Source organism: Sorangium sp. So ce375 (assembly GCF_051473855.1).
In the GTDB taxonomy this organism is placed as follows: Bacteria; Myxococcota_A; Polyangia; order Polyangiales; family Polyangiaceae; genus Sorangium.
Genome location: NZ_CP150335.1, coordinates 3,670,272 through 3,695,275, shown reverse-complemented (window position 1 = coordinate 3,695,275; position 25,004 = coordinate 3,670,272). Strand labels below are relative to the sequence as shown.

The 25,004-nt window shown below is 70.8% G+C and carries 15 protein-coding genes; 4 read left to right on the top strand and 11 right to left on the bottom strand.

Annotated features, from left to right (window positions below):
* Window positions 1-20 precede the first annotated feature (20 nt).
* Window positions 21-1,010, bottom strand: a complete 990-nt coding sequence (locus tag WME90_RS13930; protein ID WP_437281593.1) for an RNA polymerase subunit sigma-70 — start codon at window positions 1,008-1,010, stop codon at window positions 21-23.
* Window positions 1,000-1,641: a glutathione S-transferase family protein gene (locus tag WME90_RS13925; protein WP_437281592.1), complete on the bottom strand. Its 642-nt coding sequence runs from the start codon at window positions 1,639-1,641 to the stop codon at window positions 1,000-1,002. Before WME90_RS13925 ends, WME90_RS13930 begins: the two co-directional genes overlap by 11 nt.
* Before the next feature lie 542 nt (window positions 1,642-2,183).
* On the opposite strand from WME90_RS13925, the gene WME90_RS13920 reads away from it, so the two are divergent.
* On the top strand, window positions 2,184-4,973 hold the full coding sequence (locus WME90_RS13920; protein WP_437281591.1) for a kelch repeat-containing protein: 2,790 nt from the start codon (window positions 2,184-2,186) through the stop codon (window positions 4,971-4,973).
* Window positions 4,974-5,070: 97 nt separating this feature from the next.
* On the opposite strand, the gene WME90_RS13915 is transcribed toward WME90_RS13920, so the two are convergent.
* Genes WME90_RS13915 through WME90_RS13905 form a run of 3 tightly spaced genes read right to left on the bottom strand, consistent with a single transcriptional unit; the run spans window position 5,071 to window position 8,082 of the window.
* Window positions 5,071-6,246 (bottom strand): WD40/YVTN/BNR-like repeat-containing protein, encoded by a 1,176-nt coding sequence (locus WME90_RS13915; RefSeq protein ID WP_437281590.1) that lies wholly within the window; start codon window positions 6,244-6,246, stop codon window positions 5,071-5,073.
* Between the two features lies 1 nt (window position 6,247).
* Entirely contained in the window at window positions 6,248-6,526 is a 279-nt protein-coding gene (locus tag WME90_RS13910; RefSeq protein WP_437281589.1) for a MoaD/ThiS family protein, read from the bottom strand.
* Between the two features lie 38 nt (window positions 6,527-6,564).
* Window positions 6,565-8,082: an FAD-dependent monooxygenase gene (locus WME90_RS13905; protein WP_437281588.1), complete on the bottom strand. Its 1,518-nt coding sequence runs from the start codon at window positions 8,080-8,082 to the stop codon at window positions 6,565-6,567.
* 527 nt (window positions 8,083-8,609) lie between these two features.
* Here WME90_RS13905 and WME90_RS13900 point away from each other — a divergent pair.
* The gene (locus tag WME90_RS13900; RefSeq protein ID WP_437281587.1) at window positions 8,610-10,763 is read left to right on the top strand and encodes an SBBP repeat-containing protein; all 2,154 of its coding nucleotides are present in this window, start codon (window positions 8,610-8,612) and stop codon (window positions 10,761-10,763) included.
* A 184-nt stretch (window positions 10,764-10,947) separates the two neighbouring features.
* Complete coding sequence (locus WME90_RS13895) at window positions 10,948-12,093, top strand: FAD-binding oxidoreductase (RefSeq protein ID WP_437281586.1); 1,146 nt, start codon at window positions 10,948-10,950, stop codon at window positions 12,091-12,093.
* Window positions 12,094-12,319: 226 nt separating this feature from the next.
* On the opposite strand, the gene WME90_RS13890 is transcribed toward WME90_RS13895, so the two are convergent.
* The 5 genes from WME90_RS13890 to WME90_RS13870 all read right to left on the bottom strand — a co-directional run bounded on the left by WME90_RS13890 (window position 12,320) and on the right by WME90_RS13870 (window position 22,374).
* Window positions 12,320-13,375 carry a hypothetical protein gene (locus WME90_RS13890; protein ID WP_437281585.1) on the bottom strand — a complete coding sequence of 352 codons (1,056 nt, stop codon included), beginning with the start codon at window positions 13,373-13,375 and terminating at the stop codon, window positions 12,320-12,322.
* Between the two features lie 85 nt (window positions 13,376-13,460).
* Window positions 13,461-13,970, bottom strand: coding sequence for a hypothetical protein (locus tag WME90_RS13885; protein ID WP_437281584.1), 510 nt, complete (start codon window positions 13,968-13,970; stop codon window positions 13,461-13,463).
* 66 nt (window positions 13,971-14,036) lie between these two features.
* Window positions 14,037-15,812 carry an FG-GAP repeat domain-containing protein gene (locus WME90_RS13880; RefSeq protein ID WP_437281583.1) on the bottom strand — a complete coding sequence of 592 codons (1,776 nt, stop codon included), beginning with the start codon at window positions 15,810-15,812 and terminating at the stop codon, window positions 14,037-14,039.
* Between the two features lie 92 nt (window positions 15,813-15,904).
* Window positions 15,905-19,891, bottom strand: coding sequence for a serine/threonine-protein kinase (locus tag WME90_RS13875; protein WP_437281582.1), 3,987 nt, complete (start codon window positions 19,889-19,891; stop codon window positions 15,905-15,907).
* 407 nt (window positions 19,892-20,298) lie between these two features.
* Window positions 20,299-22,374, bottom strand: coding sequence for a hybrid sensor histidine kinase/response regulator (locus tag WME90_RS13870; protein ID WP_437281581.1), 2,076 nt, complete (start codon window positions 22,372-22,374; stop codon window positions 20,299-20,301).
* A gap of 184 nt (window positions 22,375-22,558) precedes the next feature.
* Here WME90_RS13870 and WME90_RS13865 point away from each other — a divergent pair, with 184 nt between their 5' ends.
* A complete protein-coding gene (locus WME90_RS13865; protein ID WP_437281580.1) occupies window positions 22,559-24,475 on the top strand; it encodes a PAS domain S-box protein in 1,917 nt (638 codons plus the stop codon).
* Window positions 24,476-24,498: 23 nt separating this feature from the next.
* Here WME90_RS13865 and WME90_RS13860 read toward each other — a convergent pair whose 3' ends face one another.
* Window positions 24,499-24,996: a response regulator gene (locus WME90_RS13860; protein ID WP_437281579.1), complete on the bottom strand. Its 498-nt coding sequence runs from the start codon at window positions 24,994-24,996 to the stop codon at window positions 24,499-24,501.
* Window positions 24,997-25,004 lie beyond the last annotated feature (8 nt).

Below are 25,004 nucleotides of genomic sequence, written 5' to 3'. Positions count from 1 at the left end.
TCTTGGCGGCATGGACTCGCTCATGAGGCGGGCAGCTCCGACGGCGCGCCGAACAGCGGGTACACCTCGGGCAGCATGAAATGGTCGACGGTCGCGATCGCGCCGTCGCGCGTGGTGACGAGCTGAATCGCCGACAGGGTGTGTGGCGCGCCAGGGGCTCGGGGACGATAGAAGGCCAATGCCGGCTGTCCGTTCGCGGCGATGCGCAAGTGCAGGAATTGCCGAGGGACGATGCTGCCGAACATCAGCCGGTAGAAGCGCTCGTTGGCGGCGCGCCCGGAGATCCAGGTCGGCGCCGGCGGCATGGTGGTGCGCATGTCTTCGTGGAACAACGCGACAAGGGCGTCCAGGTTCGCCTCCTCGAAGGCGCGCACGTACTGTTCGAGCAAACGCGGATCCACTTGCGTGGTCGCCGCGACGTCGGCCGGCTCCGCCCCGCCGAGCTTGCTGCCGATCGCGCTGCGGGCGCGGAACAACGCGCTGTTCGCGGCCTCCACGCTCGTAGCGAGCGCCTGCGCCGTCTCCGCCGCCGACAGCCCGACAACGTCGCGGAGCAGCAGCGTCGCGCGCTGCAGCGGCGACAGACATTGCAGGGTCGCCACGAAGGCCAAGGCGACGCTCTCCTTGAGCGCGTAGCGCGCCTGGGGGTCGCGCTCCTCGACGCCTTCCAGCCAGGCGCTGGGCATCGGCTCCAGCCAGACGGGCTCTTCGATGCGCGGCAGCGGGGGCTTTGCGTCCTCCGTCGCGGGGAACGCGTCCGTCGGAAACAAGCGCCGCGGCCGGCGCTTCAGCTCGTCCAGGCAGACGTTTGTCGCGATGCGGTAGAGCCACGGCTTGACCAGCGCCTCGTCCTCCAGCGAATCCTTGGCGCGCCAGGCGCGCAGCCAGGTCTCCTGCACCACGTCGTCGCCGTCGTGCGCGGAGCCGAGCATGCGGTAGCCATGCAGGCGGATCGCGCCGCGCAGGGGCTCGACCGATCGCAAGAACGCGGCGTCGTCTTTAGGCGGCATGGGATCTCATGGCGGCTTGGGCGTCGGCGAGGGCGCGGCGCATGCTATCGCGGGAGAGCACGCGCGTGAGCCACGTCTCGAGGCGCGGAAACTCGGCCAGCGAGAGCCCGCACAGGGGCGCCAGGCTGTAGTGCGACGCGAGCGCGAAATCCGCGAGCGAGAGCGATCCGGCCAGGTATTCGCGTCCGGACAGCGCCGCATCGAGCACCTTGCTGAGGTGCGCGAAGTCGGCGCTGCCGGCGGCGATGACCGCCTCGTTGGGCGCCCCCTGGCCGGTCAGGCGCTTCACGATGCGCTCGAACGCGACCGCCGTCATGGCCGGTCCGAGGTGCGCGAGCTGCCAGGCCAGCCAGCGATCCAGCTCGGCCTGGGCGCGCGCCGTGGCCGGCACCAGGCCACCGCCGCTTATCGCGCTCAGGTAACGCATGATGGCGGTCGACTCCCAGAGCACCAGGTCGTCGTCCACCAGCACCGGGACGCGCCCGTTCGGGTTCAGCTCAAGGAACTCGGGCGCGCGGGAAGCTCGTTGAAACAGGTCGATGTGGACCGGCTCGAACGAGACGCCGAGCTCGTAGGCGACGGCGCGGACCTTGCGGCAGTTGGGAGAAAACGCGAAGTCGTACAGTTTCATGGTAACCTTGGCCTCTCCCATCCAAGACTGCCGCCAGGTCCGAAACTGTTCGGGGGCCCCGAAGTTTTTTCAACCGCGGCCGGCCGAGGCGCCCGCGGCCGGCCTGTTCTTCCGCAAGCCAACGGCCGTACCGGTGACGCTCGGCGTGGCGTGACCGCACCCGCTGTATCCGCGAACCTCCTGTTCCCGTACCGAGGGACAGCACACCGCAGGAGACAGATCGGGCGGAGTGACATGTCACGTGACATGTCACGCTGACTCCGTGACATGTCACGTGACATGCCCCTGAAGCGGCGTGACATCGCTCTGTCGTCTCGGCAAAGATCGCCGCGGAACCGTGGCTCTGCCCTGAAGTAGCCTTGTTCCGCGGCGCCCGCTGCGGTCGCGGCGCTCGTCCAGGCTCGGCGCCGCTCCGCAGACGAACACCCCGATGCGCCGCCGCTGGTACGCCCGTTGCCTTGTCCTTTCAGCGACGCCGTCCGTCTGAAGCGTCACCCAAACTGCAAGAGGCCAACACAACGGATGCGAAGAGAGGCTCCTTGATGCATTCCCATTCCCTATTTCGACGCTGGCTGTTCATCCTATCTTCCTTGATCTTTGGCGGAGCGCTCTCGGCAGGCGGCGTGGGTTGCGCGCTCGGCCCCGAGCCGCCGGCAGGCGACGAGCTGCGGCGTCAATTCCCCGAGCAGGCGCCGCAGGTCCTCGAGACAAGCGAGGCCTTCGTTGCGGTCGACGGGGGCTTCGCGCGTGCCAGCGCCGGCGACCTGAGCCGCGGGATCGACGTCGAGACCTTGTTGCCCCGGGGTCGCGGCGCGCTGGAGGCCACGATGCCCGCGCTCGGCGAGGAAGCGATCCGCCTTCGCCTGCCCGACGGCTTCGAGGCGCGCGTGCGGGAGGTCGGCGCCGAGGGCGAGGGCGCCGTGGTCGAGCGCGCGGTGGCCTATCCGCGCAAGGGCGGCACGTCGTTCTGGGCCGCGCGCGACGACGGGTACGAAGAGTGGCTGATGCTCGAGGCGGGCGTGGCGCACGCAGGCGCGCCCGTGGCGGCGTGGGAGGTCGAGGGCGCGACGCTGAGGCAGCAGGGCGATGCGGTCGAGGTCGTCGACGACACCGGCACCGCGCGGCTGCGCGTGACGGCGCCTGCCGCGTTCGCGCTCGGCGGACGTCCGATCGCCGCGCGCCTCACGGCGCGCGGGGCGACGCTCGAGCTGTGGGCCGACGCGGGCGGCGAGCCCGCGCTGATCGACCCGCTGTGGGCACCGGCAGGCACGCTGAGCGCGGCGCGACACTCGCACACCGCGACGCAACTCCAGAGCGGCAAGGTGCTCGTCGCGGGGGGAGCCAACAGCACTGCTATCGTGGCGAGCGCCGAGCTCTACGATCCGGTGGCGAACAGCTGGTCGGCGGCCGGATCGCTCGCCACCGGCCGCCGCAACCACGCGGCGGTGACGCTGAGCACTGGCAAGGTGCTCGTCATGGGTGGAAGGAGCTTCTCGGGCGGTTCGGTCTACGCGAGCGCCGAGCTCTACGATCCGGCGACGGACACCTGGTCCCCGGCCGCGCCGATGACCACGAGCCGCTACGGGCACACCGCGACGCTGCTCCCGAACGACCGGGTGCTCGTGACCGGCGGCTCCGACGGCCCCGCCTACTTGACGAGCGCCGAGCTCTACGATCCGGCGACGAACACCTGGTCCCCGGCCGCGCCGATGACCACGAGCCGCCTCGCGCACACCGCGACGCTGCTCCTGGACGGCCGGGTGCTCGTGACCGGCGGGAGAAACAGCTCGTACCCGACGAACGCCGCCCTTTACCACTGGCAGACGAACTCGTGGTCGTCGGCCGGGGACATGGACGCCGGCCGCTACAATCACACCGCGACGCGGCTCCTGGACGGCCGGGTGCTCGTGACGGGCGGTTACAACATCGTTTCTCTCGAGCTGTCGAGCGCCGAGATCTTCAACCCGTCCACCCTGACCTGGACGGCGGCCCATCGAATGAACGTCCGTCGCAACCTGCACGCCGCGGCGCTGCTCCCGAACGGCCAGGTGCTCGTGACCGGCGGGACCGTCTCGAACAGCTTGCTCGTTTCGACCGCGAACGTCGAGCTCTACAGTCCGAGTATCAACACATGGACCGAGTGCCAGTCCATGATCGACCAGCGCACCCTGCACACCGCGACCGTGCTGGCCAGCGGCAAGGTGTTGCTCACGGGCGGCCTCCAGTACAGCGGCTCCACGGCCGTGGACCTCGCGAGCGCCGAGGTCTTCGACCGCGCGGCCACTCCGTGGGTGTTGACGCCGCCGATGGCCCACGCTCACAGGGGGTTCTTCGCAACACGGTTCTATGACGGCCGGGTGCTGGCTGCGGGCGGCGACATCGGGTCGGGGAGCAAGGCCGCCGACGTGTACGATCCGAACACGAACACCTGGACATCGGTCGCGCCGACGGCAGAAGTCCACGAGTGGGCCACCATCACGGGATTCGTGAACAACAAGGTGCTGGTCGCGGGAGGTACCGCCTCGACCACGGCGAAGAACGCCGAGCTATACGACCCAGCGACGAATACGTGGTCGTCCGTGGGCACGGGGTCCCTCGCCCGGGAGAATCATACCGCGACGCTGCTCTACAATGGGAAGGCGCTGATCGTTGGGGGGTGGAGCACCAGCATCAACAACACCGTCCTGGCGAACACCAGGCTGTTCGATCCGGCGGGCAACAGCTGGACCGCAACGGCATCGATGGGCATCGCTCGCTACGGCCATACCGCGACGCTGCTCGCGAACGGCAAGGTGCTGGTCACGGGAGGTAGCAGCACCGGCGGTTATCAGGCGACCGCCGAGATCTACGATCCGGCGACGAATACCTGGTCGCCCGTGCCCTCGATGGGCCAGCCGCGCATCTATCATACGGCGACGCTGATGGGCGACGGCAACGTGCTGGTCGTCGGCGGAGATAACGACGACGAGTATTCCCTGGTGAGCACCGAGATCTATCGACCTTCGTCCAACGACTGGGTATACGGCGCAAACATCAGCGTCGGCCGCTCCTCGCACACCGCGACGGCGCTCAATGACGGCCGGGTGCTGGTGGCAGGCGGCTGGACGTTCAACCCTCTCCCTCCGAACGGCCTCTTCAAGCAGGCGTCAGCCTCGATCTACGATCCCGTCTCGAACACCTGGACCGCGGTCGGCCCCATGCGCGACCATCGTGTATTCCACTCCGCGGTCCTGCTCGGGGACGGCAGCGTGCTGATCGCGAGCGGCACCGGACCCAGCGCGCTGCCGGGGACCGCCACCGCGCTGACGACCGCCGAGATCTTCTCGCCCTGAACCCCACGGGACCGTAGCGCCCGCTCGCCGGACGGAGCGCGCTCTCCGCGGAGCGGCGCGCTTACGTCAACTGCCGATCACTGGCGGGGAATTCTCGTCACGCGAAGCGTACTGAATAGATCGGCGGCAGGTTGTTGGCGACGGTCGTCCAACCCTCTCCGCCGTCATCGCTGACGTACAGGTTGCCCGTGGTGGTGCCGAAAGCCACGGCGCCGTCTTTGTTGGCGAGCGCGTGGCGGTAGATGACGTCGTAGGCTTGCTCTTGGGGCAAACCGCGGCGGAGCTGCTCCCAGGTCTCACCGCCGTCCGTCGTGCGAGCCACGAAGAGCGCGCCGTCGACGGTGATTCGCTGCATGTCCGACTTGCCGGGCACGACCCACGCCGTGCGCCCGTCCTTCGCGTCTGCGGTGATGGGGAAGCCGAAGTGCACGCCTTGCTCCGGGCGGCTCACCTTGCGCCAGCTCTTTGCGCCGTCGCTGCTGTAGTAAATACCAACGTGATTCTGCTGCCAGACATGCTCGGGATCGCCCTCGCACTGCTCGATGTAGTGCGTATCGTGGCCCCACTCGGCGTCTGGTTCGGGCGTGTGATCGAGCCGCATGCCCTTGTTGCGCGGTTGCCAGGTCTCGCCGCCGTCCGCTGTTTCGATGACGCCGGCCGTGGACACGGCGACGAGCACTCGCTTCGGGTTACGCGGGTCCACCACGATGGAGTGAATGCCCGGGGCGAACTCGCCCCCCTCGGAGGCCGGCGTTCCAAACCATTTCGTCTCGCCTTTGCCCTCGCCGGTGAACAGGTCGCCGCCGCGTGATTCGTGGTTCCAGAGCGGCCGGTTGAGCTCGAAGGAGCCGCCGCCGTCGCGGCTGACGAACAAGCCACCTGGGATGGTGCCCACGTAGACCGCGCCACCCGGGCCGAAGCCGATGATCCAGAGCTTTTGTACCGTGGCCGGGCGCGTGACGATCTTGATGCCGACGCCGAAATCGCTGCCGGCGTCCTCGTACATGTCCTGGCCGATGTAGCGAGCGCCCTCGGGATACTTGATCTGGGCGGGGTTATCATTCCATGTCTCACCGTCGTCCGTGGAGACGGACAGCTTGGCTCCCCAGTGGCCGAAGCCGAGCAGCGCCCAGAGTTTGCCCGTGTAGGGATCGCGCGCGACATAGTTGACGCCGCCGCCGGCGTGGCCCGCGAGGCGCGGCTTCCACGAGCCGTTCTGCTTTTCGACAATAAACGTGCCTTTGCGCGTGCCTACCAGGATACGGGTCGCCATTTCAACCTCCGCTCAACGCTTGCAGGATGTGGACCTCGTCGTCGGCAGCGACTGCGTCCGTGAGCCCCTTACGGTCGCGGATCATCTGCTTGCCGACGAAGATGTTGACGTGCGTCCGCAGGCGGCCGCGCTCGTCGCAGATGTAGAAGCCGATGCCAGGCGCGAGCCTCTCCAGGGCCGCCACGACCTCACCTGCTGTCGACGCCTCGACGATGATCTGTTGCCCTTCGAGGTGCGGGAAGAAGGTGAAGAGATGGCGCGTCAGGTGGACAGACGGCATGGTGTTCTTGCCGTACTCCCGACGTCGCCGCGTGTCAACTACCGGTCGTTGGCGGGAAATTCTTGGGCAGCGGGCGGTCCGAACCACGTGGTCAGCGCGCCGCGAAGTCCCTGGTCTGTCCCATCTCCGACCCACGCGACGTACCCGTCGGGTCGAATCAGGACGGCAGCGGGCGCGGTGACCGCGCCGAGCACCGGCAGCTCCCACGTGCCAGCATATCGAGCGGCGATGTGCCGGACCCGAGCCGTCCAGGGGGTGATGTCGAGGGCGCCGGGGTCACCGAGGTCCAGCAATACCGGTCGAGCCTCATGCAAGAGCGCGAACACGCGCCGCGGGCCGCCGTCGGTGAGCACGTCGAGATCGGGCATGCGGCGACCGAGCAGGGGGTGACCGTCGCCGAGGTCGTAGTGAACTTCGAGGCCCGACATCATCGCGGCGTACCGCTTGCGCGGCTCGTCCATCCGCAGAAGATCGGCCACGGTCTCGCTCAAGGCCGCCGTGCGCGCGTCGGCGCGGCTGAGCGCGGTTTGCGCCATGGTGGCGCGGAGCACGCGCGCGCCGACCGGGTGCCGCTCGGCGTGATAGGTATCCAGGAGGCTCTCTGGCGACGTTCCGTGGATCACCTGGGCGAGCTTCCAGGCCAGGTTCACGGCGTCCTGGACGCCGATGTTGAGCCCCTGACCGCCGTGCGGCGAGTGCACGTGCGCCGCGTCACCTGCCAACAGGACCCGCCGGTCTCGGTAGGACGCGGCCTGCCGGGTCATGTCGGTGAACCTGGAGAGCCAGGTCGGGTTTCGAACGCCGAAGTCCGTTCCGTAGAGCGCGACAAGCGTCGCGCGGAGGTCGTCGAGGGTCGGCTCGTCGCCTTGGTGGACCTTTTCTTCTCGCAGCACGGCGCGCACCCGCTTCCCATCATCCAGCTTGCCAAGGGCGTAGGTGCCCTTGTCATCATGGCGAACGCCCCAGGCGGGCTCCTCGGCCATCTCGACCTCGGCGATCAAGTAGCTGACGGATGGGTCCCACCCCGGAAACGCGATCCCCGCCTTCTTCCGGATCAGGCTACGTCCGCCATCACACCCGACGAGGTACTTCGCCCGCAACCCTCGACCGTCGGACAGCTCGATATCCACGCCCGTGACGTCCTGCGAAAACCCCGTCACCGCTCGCCCCCGATAGATGGGCACCCCGAGCTCGGCGACCCAGTCAGCCAGGATGCGCTCGATGCGATTCTGCCAGAGCGCCAGCCCGTAGTTGTGACGCGTCGGGAAGTCGCTGATATCGAGCGGGTTGTGCGCAAAACCGGTGACCTGAGCGGCTTGCCCTTGCGAAAGAAAGCGCTCGGCGATCCCCCGCTGATCGAGCACCTCGATCGTGCGCGCATGCAGGCCACCCGCGCGAGAGCCAGCGAGCTCCTGGCTCTCACGCCGCTCGACGATCGCGACGTCCACGCGCGCCAGCGCCAGCTCACCCGCCAACATCAGCCCCGTCGGCCCTCCACCGCCGATGACCACCGCATGCTCTTGCACGCCCACGCTGCGTCCGGATTCCTCGTGCATCTCGTTCCTCCTTCGTGGCGCTTATCGCCCGGGGCCGAGGAATGTGCGGCATGACCCGGGGCTTGTGGCAAGCCCCCACCTGTGGCATACATTCAGAGTGGGAAGGGGCGGGGCGCCCGCAGCGCTCCGAGCTGAGCCGGTACTCTCGCGAACGAGAGTGCGCGCGAATTTTCGGCTGAGCGTCGTCGCGCTCGCCGAGGCCGCGCTGTACGCCTCCGCCGTCTCCTGACGAGAGCCGCGCGCCGGACCGCAATGGCCCCGTGGGCTCTTGCCACTGTCACCGAGCGTGCTCGCCTACGACAAGCTGCTGTGCGCCTCGATGGATGGCGTCACCTTGCATACGGCGACACGCGCCGGCGCTCACCATGCGTCGGGTGCTTCATCCGGTAGACCGTCCGCAAGGCAAACCCGCGCCGGGGAGCTGGCGCCTGGCGTTCCCTAAGTCGGGTCGTATCCTTCATGCTCGCCTCTCCAGACGGCGATCGTGCGGCGGACGACGGGAAGGGGGAACGTTGATGACGGTCCTGATGCCTGCATTGCTTCTCGGTGTGGTGCTCGGCCTCTCGTCCTGCGATCGCGCGGGGCCAGGACGCGTGGACGACAGTGCGCCCTCCGCTCTGGACGACGGTGCTGCCGGGCCTGAAGCGACCCTCGTCGGAGCGTCGCTGCATTTCATTGAGAGCCGAGATCCTGCGGGCGCTGCGTCGGGCTATCACGTCCAGGGGCGAGACAAGGCCGTTCACTTCGGCCCCGATGGCATCACGTTCGTCCTGGCCGGCACCCCGGAGGCCGCGCTCCCCAGCTGGGCGGTGAGGCTCGAGTTCGAGGGCCATCGAGCGGGCGCCGTACCCGAGGGGAAGGATCCCACCGGCGCGGTGGTCAGCTATTTCACGGGCCCGCGCGAGCGGTGGAGGACCGGGCTCGCGACCTATGCCACGGTGATTTACGAGGACCTCTGGCCCGGCGTCGATCTCGAGATCTCGGGCACGGCCCGCGCGCTGAAATACCAGCTCGTCGTCGCGCCAGGGGCCGATCCGGCGCAGATCCGGCTCACCTACCGGGGCGCGAGCGCGGTGCGCCTGACCGAGGGCGGGCAGATCGAGGTCTCCACGCCGGCGGGCGGCTTCACCGACGACGCGCCGCTGTCCTTCCAGGATACGCCGGGCGGCCGCGTGACGGTCCCGAGCGCGTACGCCCTCGAGACGGCCGCGCCGGATGGATCGCAGACCTATGGGCTCCGCCTGGGCGGCTACGATCCGACGCTGCCGCTGGTGATCGATCCCGCCGTGTTGATCTACTGCGGCTTCATCGGCGGATCCGGGTCGGACGACGGCGAGGACATCGCGGTGGACCTCGCCGGCAACGCGTATATCACCGGCTCGACCAGCTCCACCCAGGCGACCTTCCCGGACAAGGGCGGCCCCGATCCCACGTACAACGGTGACACCGACGCCTTCGTCGCCAAGCTGAACCCCCATGGCGCCCTCGTCTACGCGGGTTATATCGGCGGATCCGGGGCCGAGCTCGGCAGGGGCATCGCGGTGGACTGGGCGGGCCACGCCCACGTGACAGGCATCACGCAGTCGGAGGATTTCCCCGTCGAGATCGGCCCGGATTTGACCTACAACGGCCAATCCGACGCGTTCATCGTGAAGCTCGACGCCTCCGGCAAGGATCTCGCCTACGCCGGCTACATCGGCGGCGCCGAGACCGATCTCGGATTCGACGTCGCCGTGGACAGCTGCGGTGACGCCTACGTGACCGGGAGGGCTGACTCCGACGCATGCACGTTCCCCGCTCAGGTGGGCCCCGATATCACGCAGAACGGCGGCGCCGACGCCTTCGTCGCCAAGGTCGACGCCTCCGGCGCAGGCTTCGTCTATGTCGGTTACATCGGCGGCAGCGAGCAGGACGAGGCGTTCTCCATCGCCGTGGACTGGACCGGCGCCGCCTACGTCACCGGCTGGACCTTCTCCGGCGCGGACACCTTCCCTGTCCGCGTCGGCCCGGATCTCTCCCAGAACGACGACGGCGCCTTCGGCGACGCCTTCGTCGCCAAGGTGAACCCCGCGGGCACGGCGCTCGAGTACGCCGGCTACATCGGCGGCGCCCGCTACGACGTCGGCCAGGGCATCGACGTGGATCTCGCTGGCAGCGCCTACGTCTCCGGAAACACCGCATCCGACGAGCTGAGCTTTCCGGTCAAGATCGGACCGAGCCTGATCTACAGCGGCGCCGAGGACGCATTCGTGGCGAAGGTCAGCCCGTCGGGCGACAAGCTCATCTACGCCGGCTATGTCGGCGGCACGAGCCTTGACGGCAGCACCGGGGTCGCGGTCGACCTCGTTGGCCATGCCTACCTGACGGGCGCGACGTCCTCCGCTGATTTTCCCGCCGTCGGGGGGCCCGATCTCACCCACAACGGAGACTTCGACGCCTTCGTGACAAAGGTCGAGGCCTCCGGCGCGGGCCTCGTCTATTCGGGGTTCATCGGCGGATCGAGCACGGACGCCGGCCGAGATATCGCTGTGCACTGGCGCGGTGACGCGTTCGTCGCCGGGTTCACCGCGTCGACGGAGGCGACCTTCCCGACCGTGGGCGGCCCCGATCCCACCTACAACGGAGACGTCGACGCCTTCGTAGCGAGGATCAGGCAGACGCGCTTCCTCGCCTCGCCCTGAGGCTCCGTGGCCAGACGTCTGGCCACGGACGCTAACAGCCGAAACGGTCGTCCAGGCCCGTTTCAATGCAAAGGCCCAAGGACGCGAGGGCGACAACAACAGTCGCCCCTCAATGCGACGACCGGCACCGCTGCGCCGGCTCGTGTCTTTGCGCCGGATTCCATCCACGTGATAGCCTCGCGCCGTGCAGCGCCCGCAGCAGCTCCGTGAGCTCTTCTCCGCGTTCGCCCCGCGCGTGATCTCCGGATCGATATCCCACTACGGTGGTTTGCGGCAGAGCGCGGAGACCTTTTGCGAGATCGCGCCCGCCTCCTCTGCCGAGCTCGCGGACGTTATCGGGACGGCCCACCGTCACGGCGTCCCGGTGCGGATCCGCGGCCAGGGGCACGGCCTGAACGGGGCCTCGCTGCCCGGCGCGCATGAGCTCCTCCTCCGCACGGAGCGGCTCGGTGACGTCCGCTTCGAGGCAGAAGGCACCGTGACCGCCGGCGCGGGCGCCGTCCTCTGGGACGTGCGCAACGTCGTGGAGCGCCATGGCTTCACCGTGCCCGTCGTGAACGACGGCCATGCAGGGCCCTCCGTCGCCGGCTTCGTCGCCGCGGGCGGATTCGGGCCGGGCTCCCGCCTTCACGGGGGCTTCTGGGAGAACGTCGCGGCGGTAACGCTCGTCGACGGCGCTGGCCAGCTCCGCCGCGTCGACAGGGACGATGCGCTCTTTCCGTGGCTTTTCGGCGCCATGGGCCAGCTCGGCATCGTCGCCGAGGCGACGCTCGAGCTCATCCCGCTCGACAGCGCGGATCCCCCGCCCTACCCGATGGGCGCCGGCGCCACCCGGGAGCTCATCGCGGCCTCGCCAGAGCTGAAAGGGCCCGGCCCGGACGAGAGCGAGCGCGACGAGCAGCTCCTTTGGTTCACGCTGTTCACCCCGGGAAAGCGGCTCGCCGTGGCGCAAGCGCGGCTCGCGGCCCTCGAGGCGTCGCACGCTGGCCTCCTCGACTACCGCCGGCGCTACGTGTACCCGATCCGCCAGCGGCGCCCCGTGCCGCCGCTCATCTACCCGCGCGACGAGCCGTTCTTCGCGATCGGCTCCTGGGGCGCCCTGAGCCTATCCCCCGGCGCCGCGGCGGACCCGCTGCGCGCCTACGCCGAGGAGCTCACGAGGCACGCCGTCGAGCTCGGCTGTCGCCGGTACATCCAGTCCGAGGCGACCTGGGACGTCGACGCGTACCGCGCGTGCTTCGGCGACGAGACCTACGAGGCGCTCCGCAACCTCAAGGCGCAGCAGGATCCAGCGCGCATCCTGAACCGCGGTGCGGTCTTCGATCCATGAGATGGCAAATCGCGGCGCCGCCTCACGCCATTCACACCATGAAGCCGGCGGACTGCGGCGCCCGGTTCGCCAGGCAAATCCCTCATTTTGTTGGCATCTTTAGAGAGAGAGAATAAAAGAAATTAAACAGGGAGGCGGGGAGGCGGGGAGTTCGGAATGATTCTTCTCCCCGCCTTGTTTAATTTTCTCGAATAACTCGAGGCAGTGCTTCGGCCAATTCACCCGATCACCCGAACAGCGCCACATAAGGTGTGATCCCGAGATAGGCCTTCGCCTCCAGCGGCGCGCCGGGCCGGTAGACCAGCTTGAGCATGACGCCCTGCCGGAGACGCGCCTGCCACCCCCGGCCCGGCCAGCTCCGCGCCTCCGCCGGCCAGCCCAGGACCGCATCGCGCTTCTCCGGCAAACACGCGCCCAGCGCGACCAGCCGGTCGAGCACCGCCGCCCAGCGGAGATCGACGACCGGATACGAGATCTCCAGTCCCAGCATGGGCTGCACCTCCGCGTCGACGTCGAGGTGGAAGCTGACATGGCTCGTGAACGGGACAACGCCCTCGAGCAGCTCATCGATGTCCGCGATCGCCCCGGGCCAGTCGATCCGCGCCAGATACGCGGCGACATCGGCCTTCGCCATGGCCACCACCAGCCGGACCGCAGCGCTCCCCCGCGCGGCGAGCGGCGCGACGTGCATCGCTCGCCCGCCCGGAGGCAGCCGCGCGATGCACCGGAGCAATGCGCCGTCGACCGCCGGCGGCATGGGCTCGCCCAGCAGGAGCGCGAGCGCCCGCCGGATCACGCTCGCCTGCTCCGGGAGCGCAGCGCCGGCCGCCACGGCGGGACTCGCCGGCAGCGCACCGCCGCCCACGAGCCCGGGCTCGACACAGGGGAACGGGTACGGCGCCGGCACGGATCCAGCCAGCGCACCGACGTCGGGGAGGTCGAGCTCGAGCCAGAGCAGCGGGACACCCCGGTGCAACGGCGATCTGGCGTCCGCCCACTCGGCGCAGAACTCGACGACCCTCGCCCACGCCGGCGTCGAGAGCAGGTCGAGCCCGGCGCGCCGGCGCACGAGCTCGCGGTGGCCGCCCTCCGCCGCGATCAAACAGACTAGCAGATCGACGCGCTCCGATCCCCCGAGGCGGCACTCGACCGCCACGCTGGACGCCGCCGCGGGCAAACCCCCCGCCACCGCCGCGAGGCGCGCGCTCGCCGCCGGAGAGACAAGCGCCGGCGGGAGCAGCGCCGCCTCCGGCGCCATCAACGCATGAAGCGGGACGATCAAGACGCCCCTCCCCGCGCAGCGACGCCGCCCCGCGCAGCGACGCCGCCCCGCGCAGCGACGCCGCCCCGCGCGCAGGGCGGGCCGCTCATTGAATGCGAGCGCGCTTCACCTCGAACGCCCTCGGCAGCGTGCTCTCGGCCTTCCGCGTCCTCGCCTGCACGCCATACCAGCCGAGGGGCGCGCCGCCGAGGTTGAACTGCACATCCATCTTCGAGTTCGGCCCGCTGACCACGTTCGAGACCACCCCTTGAATGACCGTCTGCCCCTGGATCAGCGAGCACCGCATGGTGCTCTCGAAATACGTGCCATACACGACCACCTTGACCACCTGCCCCACCACGCCCTCGCGCGGGTCGACGGCCGTGACATGGAGCACCGGGCCGATCCAGTTGACCACCGGGTCCACCGACTTCACCGGCAGCCCCTCGACCTCCCGCGCGACCTCCGCGGCGATCTGCTTCGAATCGCGCGTCCGCAGCACCGTCTTCTGAGCGTCGGAGAGGCCGGCCGCGTCCATGGCGCGCTCCGGATCCTCGGCGAAAGCGGCCTGAAGGTTGGGATCGCGGGCGAGATCGGCGATGAAGAACAGCAACATGGGACCGCTCCACGGTAGGGGTGATGGACGCGACGACAGCCTCGCGCCCGCGTCGCCGCGCGGCGTTCACCGGGGCGGCGCGTAATAATAGATGTAGCTCGATGTATCGCAGTTCGATACGACGATGTCCAGCTCCGCCGAGTACGTGTAACGCACCTGCACCTCGTCGCCGGGCATGAGGCGCTTGGCGAAGGAGATCCAGCTCCCGCCAGGGAGCGAGGCGACGTCGCGCAGCGAGACGGGCGCGCCGTTCCGGCGGATCTCGTCGATCTGCTCGATGACCTGGCGAGAGAGGGTGACGACCGCTTGCTCGCGCTGGATGCGGAACGTCTCGGTCGCCGTCCGCAACGCCTCGCGGCCCAGGTCGGCAAGCGCGATGGTCTCCTGTATGGAGCTCGTCGCCGATACCCAGGCGGGCTCCAGGGCGAACCCGCCGCCCTGGCCGAGGTAGATCTGCATCGGCGCGCCCAGCGATTTCGGCGGCGGAGCCGGGCCCCAGCGGCCCGCTATCAGATCCAACACGCCATCACCGCTCACGTCGGCCAGCGCGACGCCTGCCCCCCAGCCCGTGCTCGCCGACCGCCACGTCGGACTCGGCTTGAGCCGAGGCGCGTAGGCCGCGAAGCGCGTCGAGCTCACCCCCGCAGCCACCGCGCCGGCCGCGCCTGCGCCCTCCGCACCCGCGCCGGCCGCGCCTGAACCCCCTGCGCCGGCCCCCGCCACGCCCGCCGCCCCCGCGCCCGTCGCATCTGCACCGGCCACACCCGCGCCCGTCGCATCTGCACCGGCCGCACCTGCACCGGCCGCACCTGCACCCGCCGCCCAGAGCGCGGCGGACGCGCTCGGCGCGCGCGCGCCGCCCGACTGGCCGACGCCTTCACCATAGTCGTTGTACGAGACGACGAGCCCCATGGAGGCGCCGAGTCGCCCCGCGTCGAGGAACATCGGGTATCGGATCGACTCGCTCGCCGTCCAGCCCGGCTCTCGCGGCAGCGAGACGACGCCGCGATCGCGCAGCACCGCGCGGAAGATCGGTACGCCCGGCATCGCGACGGCGAGATCCAGCAGGCCGTCCTGATCGAGGTCGGCGAACTCCATGCCGAAGCTGTGGTCGACCCTGGCGCTCTTCCAGACCGGCCGCGAGGACAGCACGCCGCCGACGTTCTCGTAGATGCGCGCGGGGCCCGGCGCGACCCCCTCCTCGAACGCGACGGAGGCCGCGAGATCCAGATCCCCGTCGCCATCCATGTCGCCCAGCGCGCAGCCGACGCTCGAGTAGCTGTCGCCGCTGCGGTAGCTCGGCGACGGCTCCAGCGCCCCGCCGCGATTGCGATACACCTTGACGTGCCCCTGCTTCACATGAGGAGGCATCGGGCCGACGCTCACCGCGACGTCGATCCGGCCGTCGCGATCGATGTCCCCCAACGCCAATCCGGTGTTGTAATCGAGATCCTGCGACGACCAGCTGGGGCGCTCCGGGAACCGCCCGGTCCCGTCGTTGTAGTAAACGACGACGGGCTTCTTCCCGAGGTCGTTGCCGTTCGCAAGCACGATGTCCTTGAAGCCGTCACCGTTGATGTCGGCCAGCCCCATCCCCATCGAGTACGCGTCCTGGTCGGCGGACCGCCAGCCGGGCACCGTCCGATAAGGAAGGCGCCTCGGCGCGACGACCGTCACCTCCTGCGCGAGCGACTGCGTCGGCTCCGGCGGCGGCGCGACGCCGCCTCCCGTGGCGCAGCCCGACGTCGCGAAGACCCCGAGCCACAGGGCCGCGGCCGAGCTCTCACGCGCCCAAGCGGCGCGCCGGATGCGCGATTCACCCGATGCGTGCGAGACACGCAATGCACGCAATGCACGCGAGACATGCAAAGCGCGCGGCGCGCGGGAGATAGACAGTTTGCCCGGACCCGTCGCTGTCGTCGATGTCATCACCCTCAAGCCTGGTTCACCGTGCCGCCGAAGCCCGGCAGATAGAGCGAGGTCCATCGATCGGGGCGACGGACGCCCTGCCGGGCCATCACCTCGTCGGCCTGCGCGATGAGCGCGCGGCCGACGTCGCCGCCGAGCAGCTCCCCCCGCCCGCGGCGGGCGCACGCGCCGTGGAGCGCCATCTCCGCGGCGTCGAAGCCGCGCGCGGCCTCGCCGAGGTGCGCGAGCGCCTCGCTCGGCCGGTCACGGAGCCGGGCGACCCCCGCCCGGAGAAGCGCCGCGAGGGGCGCGCCGTCGCGCCGGACCTCGCGCTCGAGGCGGGCCGCGTCCGCCTCGGCCTCCCGGAGGAGCGGCTCCCGGCCGGAGCGCCGCGCAGAGGCCGCCGCGACCGCCGTCCGGCCGCGCAGGAGGAGCATGTCCATGCGCGCCGGCTGGACCCGCAGCTGCTGCGAGCGCTCGATGCGGCCCCACTCGGCCATGAGCCGCGCCCGCGCCGCGTCGGCCGCACCGTCGTACAGATCGGCCTGGACCTCGAGGCGGAGCGCGTACATGTGCTGCACGTGGAGCGCGCCCCGGGTCCACCGGGCGACCACCTCGCGCACGCACCGGCGCGCCTCGCCCGCGTCGTCCGCCGCGAGCAGCGGCACCGCCGACGCGATGGTCGCGGACACCGACGCGAACAGGTTGCCCACCGCGGCCGCGCCACGGCGCCAGGTCGCCGTGCGCTCCGCGAGCTCGCCGAGCCGCCCGAGCGCCTCCAGCGCCACGATCGCGCCGGCCTGCGTCAGGTTGCGCTCCATCTCGACGCCGACGCAGTGCTCCTCGAGCTGGCGGCGGGTCACGTCGTAGTGCTCGAGCGCCTCCCGCCACTGCCCGCGCACCAGGAACGCGGTGCCGGTGTAGATCCGGATCACGCTGCGCAGCTGCCGATCGGCGAGCCGCTCCGCGATCGCCTCGCCGCGGGCGAGCAGCGTCGACCCCTGCGCGATCGCCTGCGGCGTGCCCTGGAACGCCGAGATGAGCCCGAACGCGGCGAGGCCCACGGCGACGCGGGACGGCTCGCCCGCGTCGAGCGACAAGAGCAAGCTCCGGAACAGGAACACCGTCGAGCGCAGCGGATCGACGTCGGTCAGCGCCTTGCTGACCGAGAGGCAGAGATCGATCCGCGTGAGGACCTCGGGCGGCAGCTCGGCCGCGGCGCGCTCCCGGAACTGCTGGCCGCGCAGCCGGATTCGGCCGTAGAGCGCGGCCACGGTCAGCACGGCCCGCGCGGTCGCCACCGGATAGGCGAGGCCCACCTCGGCGAGGAGGGGGACGAGGACGCGGGTGCCCTCCTCGATGTGGCCGCCGACGAGGAACTGCTCGGTGGCGCGCCGGCGCAGCTCGAGCGCCTCGGCGGGCGGCGCGCCCGTCGCGGCGTCGAGGAAGAGCGGCGCCGCCTCGCCGCAGCGCCCGGCGTTCGCGAGCGCGGTCGCGCGCCGGACCTGGAGCTCGCGCCGCGCGGCGGGCGTGTCGAGGGGGCCGCCGCGCCCCCACGCGAGCGCCTGCGCGATGAGCTCGGCCGCGCGGTCGAAGGCGAGCGCGGCGCTCGCCATGTCGGCCGCGGCGACCGCGTGCCGCGCCGCCGCGAGGAGCTCTCCGGCGCCGTGGAAATGGACCATGAGCGCCTGCGGGTCGGCGCGCCCCGTCGCCTCGAAGGCGCGCGCCAGCCGCGCATGGCAGGCGGCGAGCGCCACCGGGTCGAGGCCGGCGACGACCGCCTCGCGGATGCGATCGTGGGACGTCTCCAGGCACGGGGCGCCGCGCGCGTCCGTGATCCGCAGCAGGTTGGCGGCGCGGAGCGGGGTGAGGCACGAGAGCGCGTCGTCGCCGAGCTCCGCGGCCGCAAAGGCGATCTCCTGCTCGATCGGGCAACCGGCGACCGCGACGACCTCCATGAGGCGCCGCGCGCGCTCGGGCATCTCGTCGATCCTGTTCATGATCACACGCCGGAGGCTGATGTCGCCTCCCCCCCCAGACGGTGCGACCTCGCCCCCGTCGCGGTTCCACAAATACTGGATGAGCTCGCTCACCGACAAGGGGCTTCCCTCGGATTCGCGGGCGATGTCCTGCGCGCGATCGAGGCCCAGGCGCGCGCCGGCGCCGGGCCCGAGCCGATCGAGGGCGAGCCGCAGCGACTGATCGTACGAGAGGGGCTCGACCGGCACCTCGCGGACCTCGACGCCTTCGCGGGCGCCGCACCCGGCCGAGAGCCGCCGCAGCTCGCCGACGAGCGCGCAGGGCTCCGCGGCGTCGCTCCGGTAGCAGACGATGAGCAGGAGCCGCGGCGCGTCCGGGGGCGAGAGCAGCTCGACGAGCAGGCGCGCGCTGTCGGCGTCGCCCCACTGCAGATCGTCGATGCAGACGGCGAGCGGCCGGCGCGCCCCGAGGCGGCGGAAGAGCTCCTTGAGCGCCTGGAACGCCCGCCAGCGCGCCTGCCGCAGGTCCGGCGCCGCGGCGGCGGGCACGGCCGCGGCCTCCGCGCCGGCGACGGCGCGGAGCACCGGGAACAGCCGGGCGAGGGCGTGGATGTCCTCGGGGAGGACGCTGGCCGACTCCGCGGGGGGCATCCGCCGGAGGTGCTCGCAGAGCGCGTCGATGAGGCTGTCGAGCGCCTTGTACGGCACGGACTCGCGCTCGTGGCAGCGCCCGAGGAGCACGGTGGCGGCGCCGCGGTCGTGGAGCGACTGCAGGAAGCTCGACGCGAGCGCGCTCTTGCCCATCCCGGACGGGCCGGCGACCAGCATGACCAGCGTGCGCCCGGCGGCGCTCTCGCGGAACCCGTCCTCCAGCGCGCCGAGCTCCCGCTCGCGGCCCACCAGCCGGAAGCGGCCCGGCGAGGGCAGGAGGAACGCGCTGACCGGGTGCGCCGCGCGCTCGCCGCGCAGCCGCTGCACGATCTCGGCGCCCGACGGGCGCGCGGCCGGGTCGCGCTGCAACAGGCCGGCGCAGAGGTCGTCGAGATCGCGCGGGATGCCGTCGACGGCGAGCGAGGGCGGCAGGGGCGTGGTCCACAGCTTGGCGGAGATCACGTCGAGCACCGATCCCGAGAACGGCAGCGCTCCGGTGAGCGCCTCGTAGAGCATCACGCCGACGCTGTACCAGTCGCTGGCCGCCGTCTCGGGCGCCGAGGCGAGCCGCTCCGGCGGCATGTACGCCGGCGTTCCGACGAGATCCTCGCGCTCCGCGGCGCCTTCGGGCTGCCTGGGCCTGAGCTCCTTGGCGATCCCGAAATCGAGCAGCACGACCCTGCCCTCCCGCGTGACGAGCACGTTCGAGGGCTTGAGATCGCGGTGGAGGATGTTGGCGGCGTGGAGCGCGCAGACCCCCTGCACGAGCTGCGAGAAGCCGGCGCGGAGCCGCTGCGGATCGAGCAACAGGGCCCGCCTCGGGGCGCCGTGCGGCGCGGGCTCGCGCTCTGGCCGATCGCCGGCCCGCCGCGATGACGGGGACGCGGAGCTCGCCGGCGTCGCGCGCGTCACGTCGTCCGGGCCCGCGCGGGCGCCGTCGGCCGCGGCGAGCGCCTCGGTGCCCTCGTCCGACCGGGGGATGCGCTCGGTGCTCGGCTCGGGCGGCGCGCCGTCCTCGAGCGGGTCGAGCTCGGCGGAGAGCGTCTCCGACCCCGCGTGCGCGCCGGGGGCGAACCGCGGGACGCGGACGAAGCTGAGGAAGTCGACGCCGTCGATGAGCTCCATGGTGAAGCACCACGCCCCGCCGTCGGAGAGCAGCTCGTGCAAGGTGACCAGGTTCGGGTGCACGAGGTCGGCGAGGTGCCGGAACTCCTGCTTGAAGCGGAGCAGCGCGGTCGGCTCGGACTGGTAAAGGGCCTTGAGCGCGATCACGCAGCCGTAGCGCCGATCGAGGGCCTCATAGACGACGCCGAACCCGCCGGCGCCGAGCTGGCGCCGGATCACGAAGCGCCCGCTGCTATCGAACGCGCGCAGGGGTTTCATGCCTTCCGCCCGAGGAGGAGAGCCGCCCTCCGGCCGGCGCGGCGCGCGCGGCCCACGTGGCCCACGTGGATCGAGCGCCGGCAGGGCGGGAGCCGCGCTGCCGCGCCGGGAGAGGGCCCGGAGGGCGGAGGGCGCGAGGCGCGCGCTCCGCGCCGGCGCAGGTCGAAGATCGAGCCTTCGCGGTCCGTGAGCAGGCGTTCAAAGCTCGGGCTCTTCCGCGCCACAGAGCGGAGGATATATCAACAGCGTCGGCTCCATCACGCCACAGTCGCGCCACGGGAGCGTTTGCGGGCGCGACGCGCGCCCTGTGTCCCGGGTGCAGCGAGCGCGCGGGTGAAATGGCGCACACAGATCACGGCGCTGCCTGCCACGGCGAGCGCCGGCGCAGCGCTGCGCGGGGCCGCGGGTCAGCGCGGGAGCGGGCTCGCCGTGCTGCGCATCTCGCGGCGCCCCGCCGACAGGGCTTCCATCAGCGCGGTGTCCTCGGCCGGCTTGACGAGGTGCTTGTCGAAGCCCGCCTCTCGCGATCTCCGCCGATCCTCGTCCTGACCATAACCGCTCAAGGCGACGAGGCGCGTCGACGCGAGGGACGGCTCGGCGCGGATGGCTCGGGCCACGTCGTACCCATCCATCCCGCCCGGCAAGCCGAGATCGCACAGGACCACATCCGGAGGGCGCTTCCGGGCCGCCGTCAGGCCGGTCGGGCCGTCGAACGCCGTCTCCACCTCGTAGCCGCTCAGGGTCAAGAGCATCTCGAGGCTCTCGGCCGCGTCGTGGTTGTCCTCGATCACGAGGACGCGCACCCCGTGGCGACTGGCCTCGTCCCGATCCGAGGCGGCCGACTGGTCCCGGGCGATCGGCGCCGCGAGCGGCAGCCTCAGGGTGAACATCGAGCCGCGGCCGGGCCCGTCGCTGTGGGCCGCCACCGTCCCGCCGTGGAGCTCGACAAGCCCCCTCACCAGCGCAAGGCCGAGCCCGAGCCCGCCCTTGCTCCGCGCCAGCCCCTGCTCCGCCTGGCTGAACGGATCGAAGAGGCGCGATAGCAGCGCCGGATCCATCCCGACGCCGCTGTCTTCGACCGTGATGACGGCCTGTCCAAACACGCCCCCGTCGCGCCCGGGCCCCGGGAGGCCCGCCTCGACGCGCACGCTCACGCGTCCGCCCGCGTCGGTGAACTTGCCGGCGTTCTGCAGCAGATTGCCCAGCATCTGCGCCAGCCGGGTGTCGTCGCCCTCGACCCAGAGCGGCTCGTCCGGCGCGATCACGCTCAGCGCCACGCCGGCGACCTCGAGGTTGGCCCGGTAATCCTCGGCGGTCTGGCGGACGATGCGGACGAGATCGCAGCGCTCCTTGTGGAGCTGGATCCTGCCGCGGGCGATGCGAGAGATGTCGAGAAGATCGTCGATCAGCCGGGCCATGTGCGTGACCTGGCGATCGATCACCTCCCGGGCTCGCCGCTGCACGGGATCCGCCGATCCGACCCGCCGCAGCATCGCGGCGGCCGTGCGGACGGGGGCGAGGGGGTTGCGCAGCTCGTGGGCGAGCATGGCCAGGAACTCGTCCTTCCGGCGGTCCGCGTCCCGCAGCGCCTGCTCTGCCAGCTTGAGATCGTGGATGTTGATCGCGATCCCGAACCAGCGGACGATCCGGTTCGAGGCGTCGCGGATGGGCCGCCCGCGCACCTTGAACCACTGGTATCCGCCGTCGCGCCGCCGGACGCGGTACTCCAGGTCGTACGGGGCGAGCCCCCCGACCGCGGCGCGCCAGGCGGCGAAGACCCGCTCCCGATCGTCCGGGTGCAGGACATCGATCCACAGATCGCCGAACTGCTGCTCGGCGGGCAAGCCGGTGAACTCGACCCATTGCTCGCTGAGGAACTCGCAATAACCGTCGGGCCGGGTCGCGAACACCATGCCCGGGATCGATTCGAGCGTCTGCCGGTGAAAGAGCTCGCTCTCGCGGAGGGCGGCCTCGGCCCGGTGGCGCTCGGTCAGGTCGAGCATCGAGCCGATCATGCGGGTGGCCACGCCGCTCGCGCTCCGGCCGATGTACCCGCGGTCGAGGACGGGCGCGTACGAGCCGTCGCTCTTGCGAAAGCGGTACTCGTCGGTCCAGCACTCGCAGCCGCCGTCGATCGCCGCGTGGACCCCTCCGATCACCCGATCCTTGTCCTCCGGGTGGATGCGGTCGTACCAGCCCTCGGGGCCGTCGCCGAGCTCCTCCGGCGTGCAGCCGAAGTGCTGGATGACCGCTCCGTTCCAGTAGACCCGGTTCGTCTCCAGATCCCAGTCCCAGATGACGTCGTTCGTGGCGCGGTTGACGAGGCGATACTGCTCTTCGCTCCGCCGGACGGCCGCCTCGGCCTCCAGCCGTGCGGCCTCGGCGCTGGCCGCGCGATCGCGGGCCTCGCTCTCCCGCAACGCCGGCTCGGCCTGCCCGCGCGCGGTGGTGCCCTCGCTGCGCTGGCAGGCAGTCCCGTTCACCCGTGTGCTCCGCATCGTCCTCGCCCGAGGTTTGCGTAATGGCGCGCACGGCGTTTCGCCACCCGCCGAGCGCTCGGCGCGCCGAGAAACAACGCCGGAGACCGCAGAGACCGCGGCCGCGCCGGCCGGTGGCGAGCCCGTCTGCGCGGTTGCGCGCGCGAGCTCTGGTAACAATGCATAGGGCGTGGCTGCGCTGGGGAAATCCACGGATGAAGGCGCCGCCGACGCGCTCAAGCGACAGCTGGCCGAGCTCGGCGGGGCCGAGGCGCTGCTGCAGGCGATCCTGGACAGCGCGTCCGATTGCATCCTTGTGCTCTCCCCGGACGGCACGATCCTGCTCTCTGGCCGCGCGCTGCCGAGGGCGAGCTCGACGAGCCTGCTGCGGACGAGCGTCTACGAGCACATTTCCCCGGAGACGCGAGAGGCGGCCCGCTCCTGCGTCGAGCGGGTGGTGCGGTCGGGGGCGTCCGACTGGTGCGAGTGCGCCATCGCCTGCAAGCACGGTCAGGTCGCGCTCTGCGAGGCGCGGATCAGCCCTATCCTGCGCGGCGGCCGCATCGCCACCCTGCTCATGATCTGCACCGACGTCACGGAGCGGCGGGCGACGGAAGCGGCGCTCCGGAGGAGCGAGGAGCGCTATCGTTCGGTGATCGCCGCCCTCGACGAGGGGATCGTCCTCCAGGACGCGGGCGGGACGATCGAGGCGTGCAACGCGAGCGCCGAGCGCATCCTCGGGCTCACGTCCGCGGAGATGGCGGGCCGGGAGAGCCGCGATCCCCGCTGGAGGGCCGTCCACGAGGACGGCGCTCCGTTCAACGGCGAGAGCCACCCGGCCATCGTGACGCTCCGCACGGGGGCGCCGCAGAAGAACGTGATCATGGGGGTCCACCGGCCGGAGGGCGAGATGGCGTGGATCTCCATCAACTCGCAGCCGCTGCTCCGCGCGGGCGAGGTCATCCCCTACGCGGTGGTCACCTCGTTCCATGACATCACGGAGCGCAAGCGGTCCGTGGAGGAGCTGAGGAGGAGCGAGGAGCGCTATCGCGCCACCTTCGACCAGGCCGCGGTCGGCATCGGCCAGGTGTCGGTCGAGGGCCGATGGCTCCGGCTGAACCAGAAATTCTGCGATCTCGTCGGTTACTCCCCCGCGGAGATGACCGATCTCACGTTCCAGCAGATCACGTATCCGCCGGATCTGCCCGCCGATCTCGAGAACCTGCGCCGCATCTTGTCGGGGGAGGTCCAGACGGCATCGCGGGAGAAGCGTTATGTCCGGAAGGGCGGCGAGCTGATCTGGGCGAAGGTCACGGTCTCGCTGGTCCGTCACGATTCCGGGGGGCCTGCCTACTTCATCGTCATCGCGGAGGACATCACGGACCGGAAGCACGTCGAGGAGACGCGCCACGAGTTCTTGACCATCGCGTCGCACGAGCTGAAGACGCCGCTCACGCCGGTGATGCTCCGGGTCCAGGCGCTCCTTCGCACGTACCGGAGGGCCGAGGGGCAGCCGCCGGCCGCCGAGGAGGTGATCCCGAAGCTCGAGGCCGTGGAGGCGCTGCTCGACAGGCTGCGCCGCCTGGTCGAGGAGCTGCTCGACATCTCGCAGATCACCGCGGGGCCGATGACGATCGCGCCGAAGGAGATCGACCTCAGCGCGCTCCTCCGCGACATCCTGGGCGGGAGACAGGCGGAGCTGCTCCGGCGCGCCGCGTGTCCGCTCACCGTCGACGCGCCGAGCGCCCTCAGCGGGTGCTGGGACCCGCTGCGGATCGAGCAGATCATCATGAACCTGCTCTCCAACGCGTCCAAGTACGGCGGCGGCAAGCCCATCGACGTCGCGCTCGAGGCGTCCGGCGACATGGCGCGCCTCACCGTCCGCGACCGCGGGATCGGCATCGCGGCGGCCGATCACGAGCGGATCTTCGGCTGCTTTCAGCGGGCGACGACGTCGCGCCATTACAGCGGGTTCGGGCTGGGGCTGTGGATCGTGCGCGAGGCGGCGGAGGCGATGGGCGGGGCGGTCCGCGTGGAGAGCCGCCTTGGCGAGGGCGCGAGGTTCACTGTCGAGCTGCCGCGCGCGCCGCGGCGCGCCGGGCGCTGAGCGATGCTGTCGCCACCGCGCCGTCAGCTCGCGTCCGGGGGCCTGATCCCGCGCACCAGCTTCTGCGCGCTCGCCATGCTCGAGACAAGGCTATGGTGCTGGACGGCCTTCTCTACCGCCGCCATGAGCCCCGACACGTCGCCATTCTTGTCGAAATAGCCAAACGCCTTGTGGGTCGAGAGCAAGTCTTGCTTCTCGAGGATGTCCTGGAACGCGGTGTAGAAGATGATCGGCACCTTCGGGAACAGCGCCTTGATCTTCAGGTAGGCAGTGAGCCCGTCGATTCCCGGCATGCGGATATCCAGGATGACCAGGCTGACCATCTCCGACATGGCGGCGATGCCCTCCTGCGCGGTCGCGAACAGGCGCACGTCGTAATCGCGCCGCAGCGTGAACGCGAGCGCAGACCGCATCCGCGGGTCGTCGTCGATCACGACCACGATCGGCCGCTCCTTGTTGGGCTCCTCCGGCCCCTCGTCCGAAGCCTCGCGGAAGCGCCTGGTGAATTTCGCCGATGTCATCTTGGCGC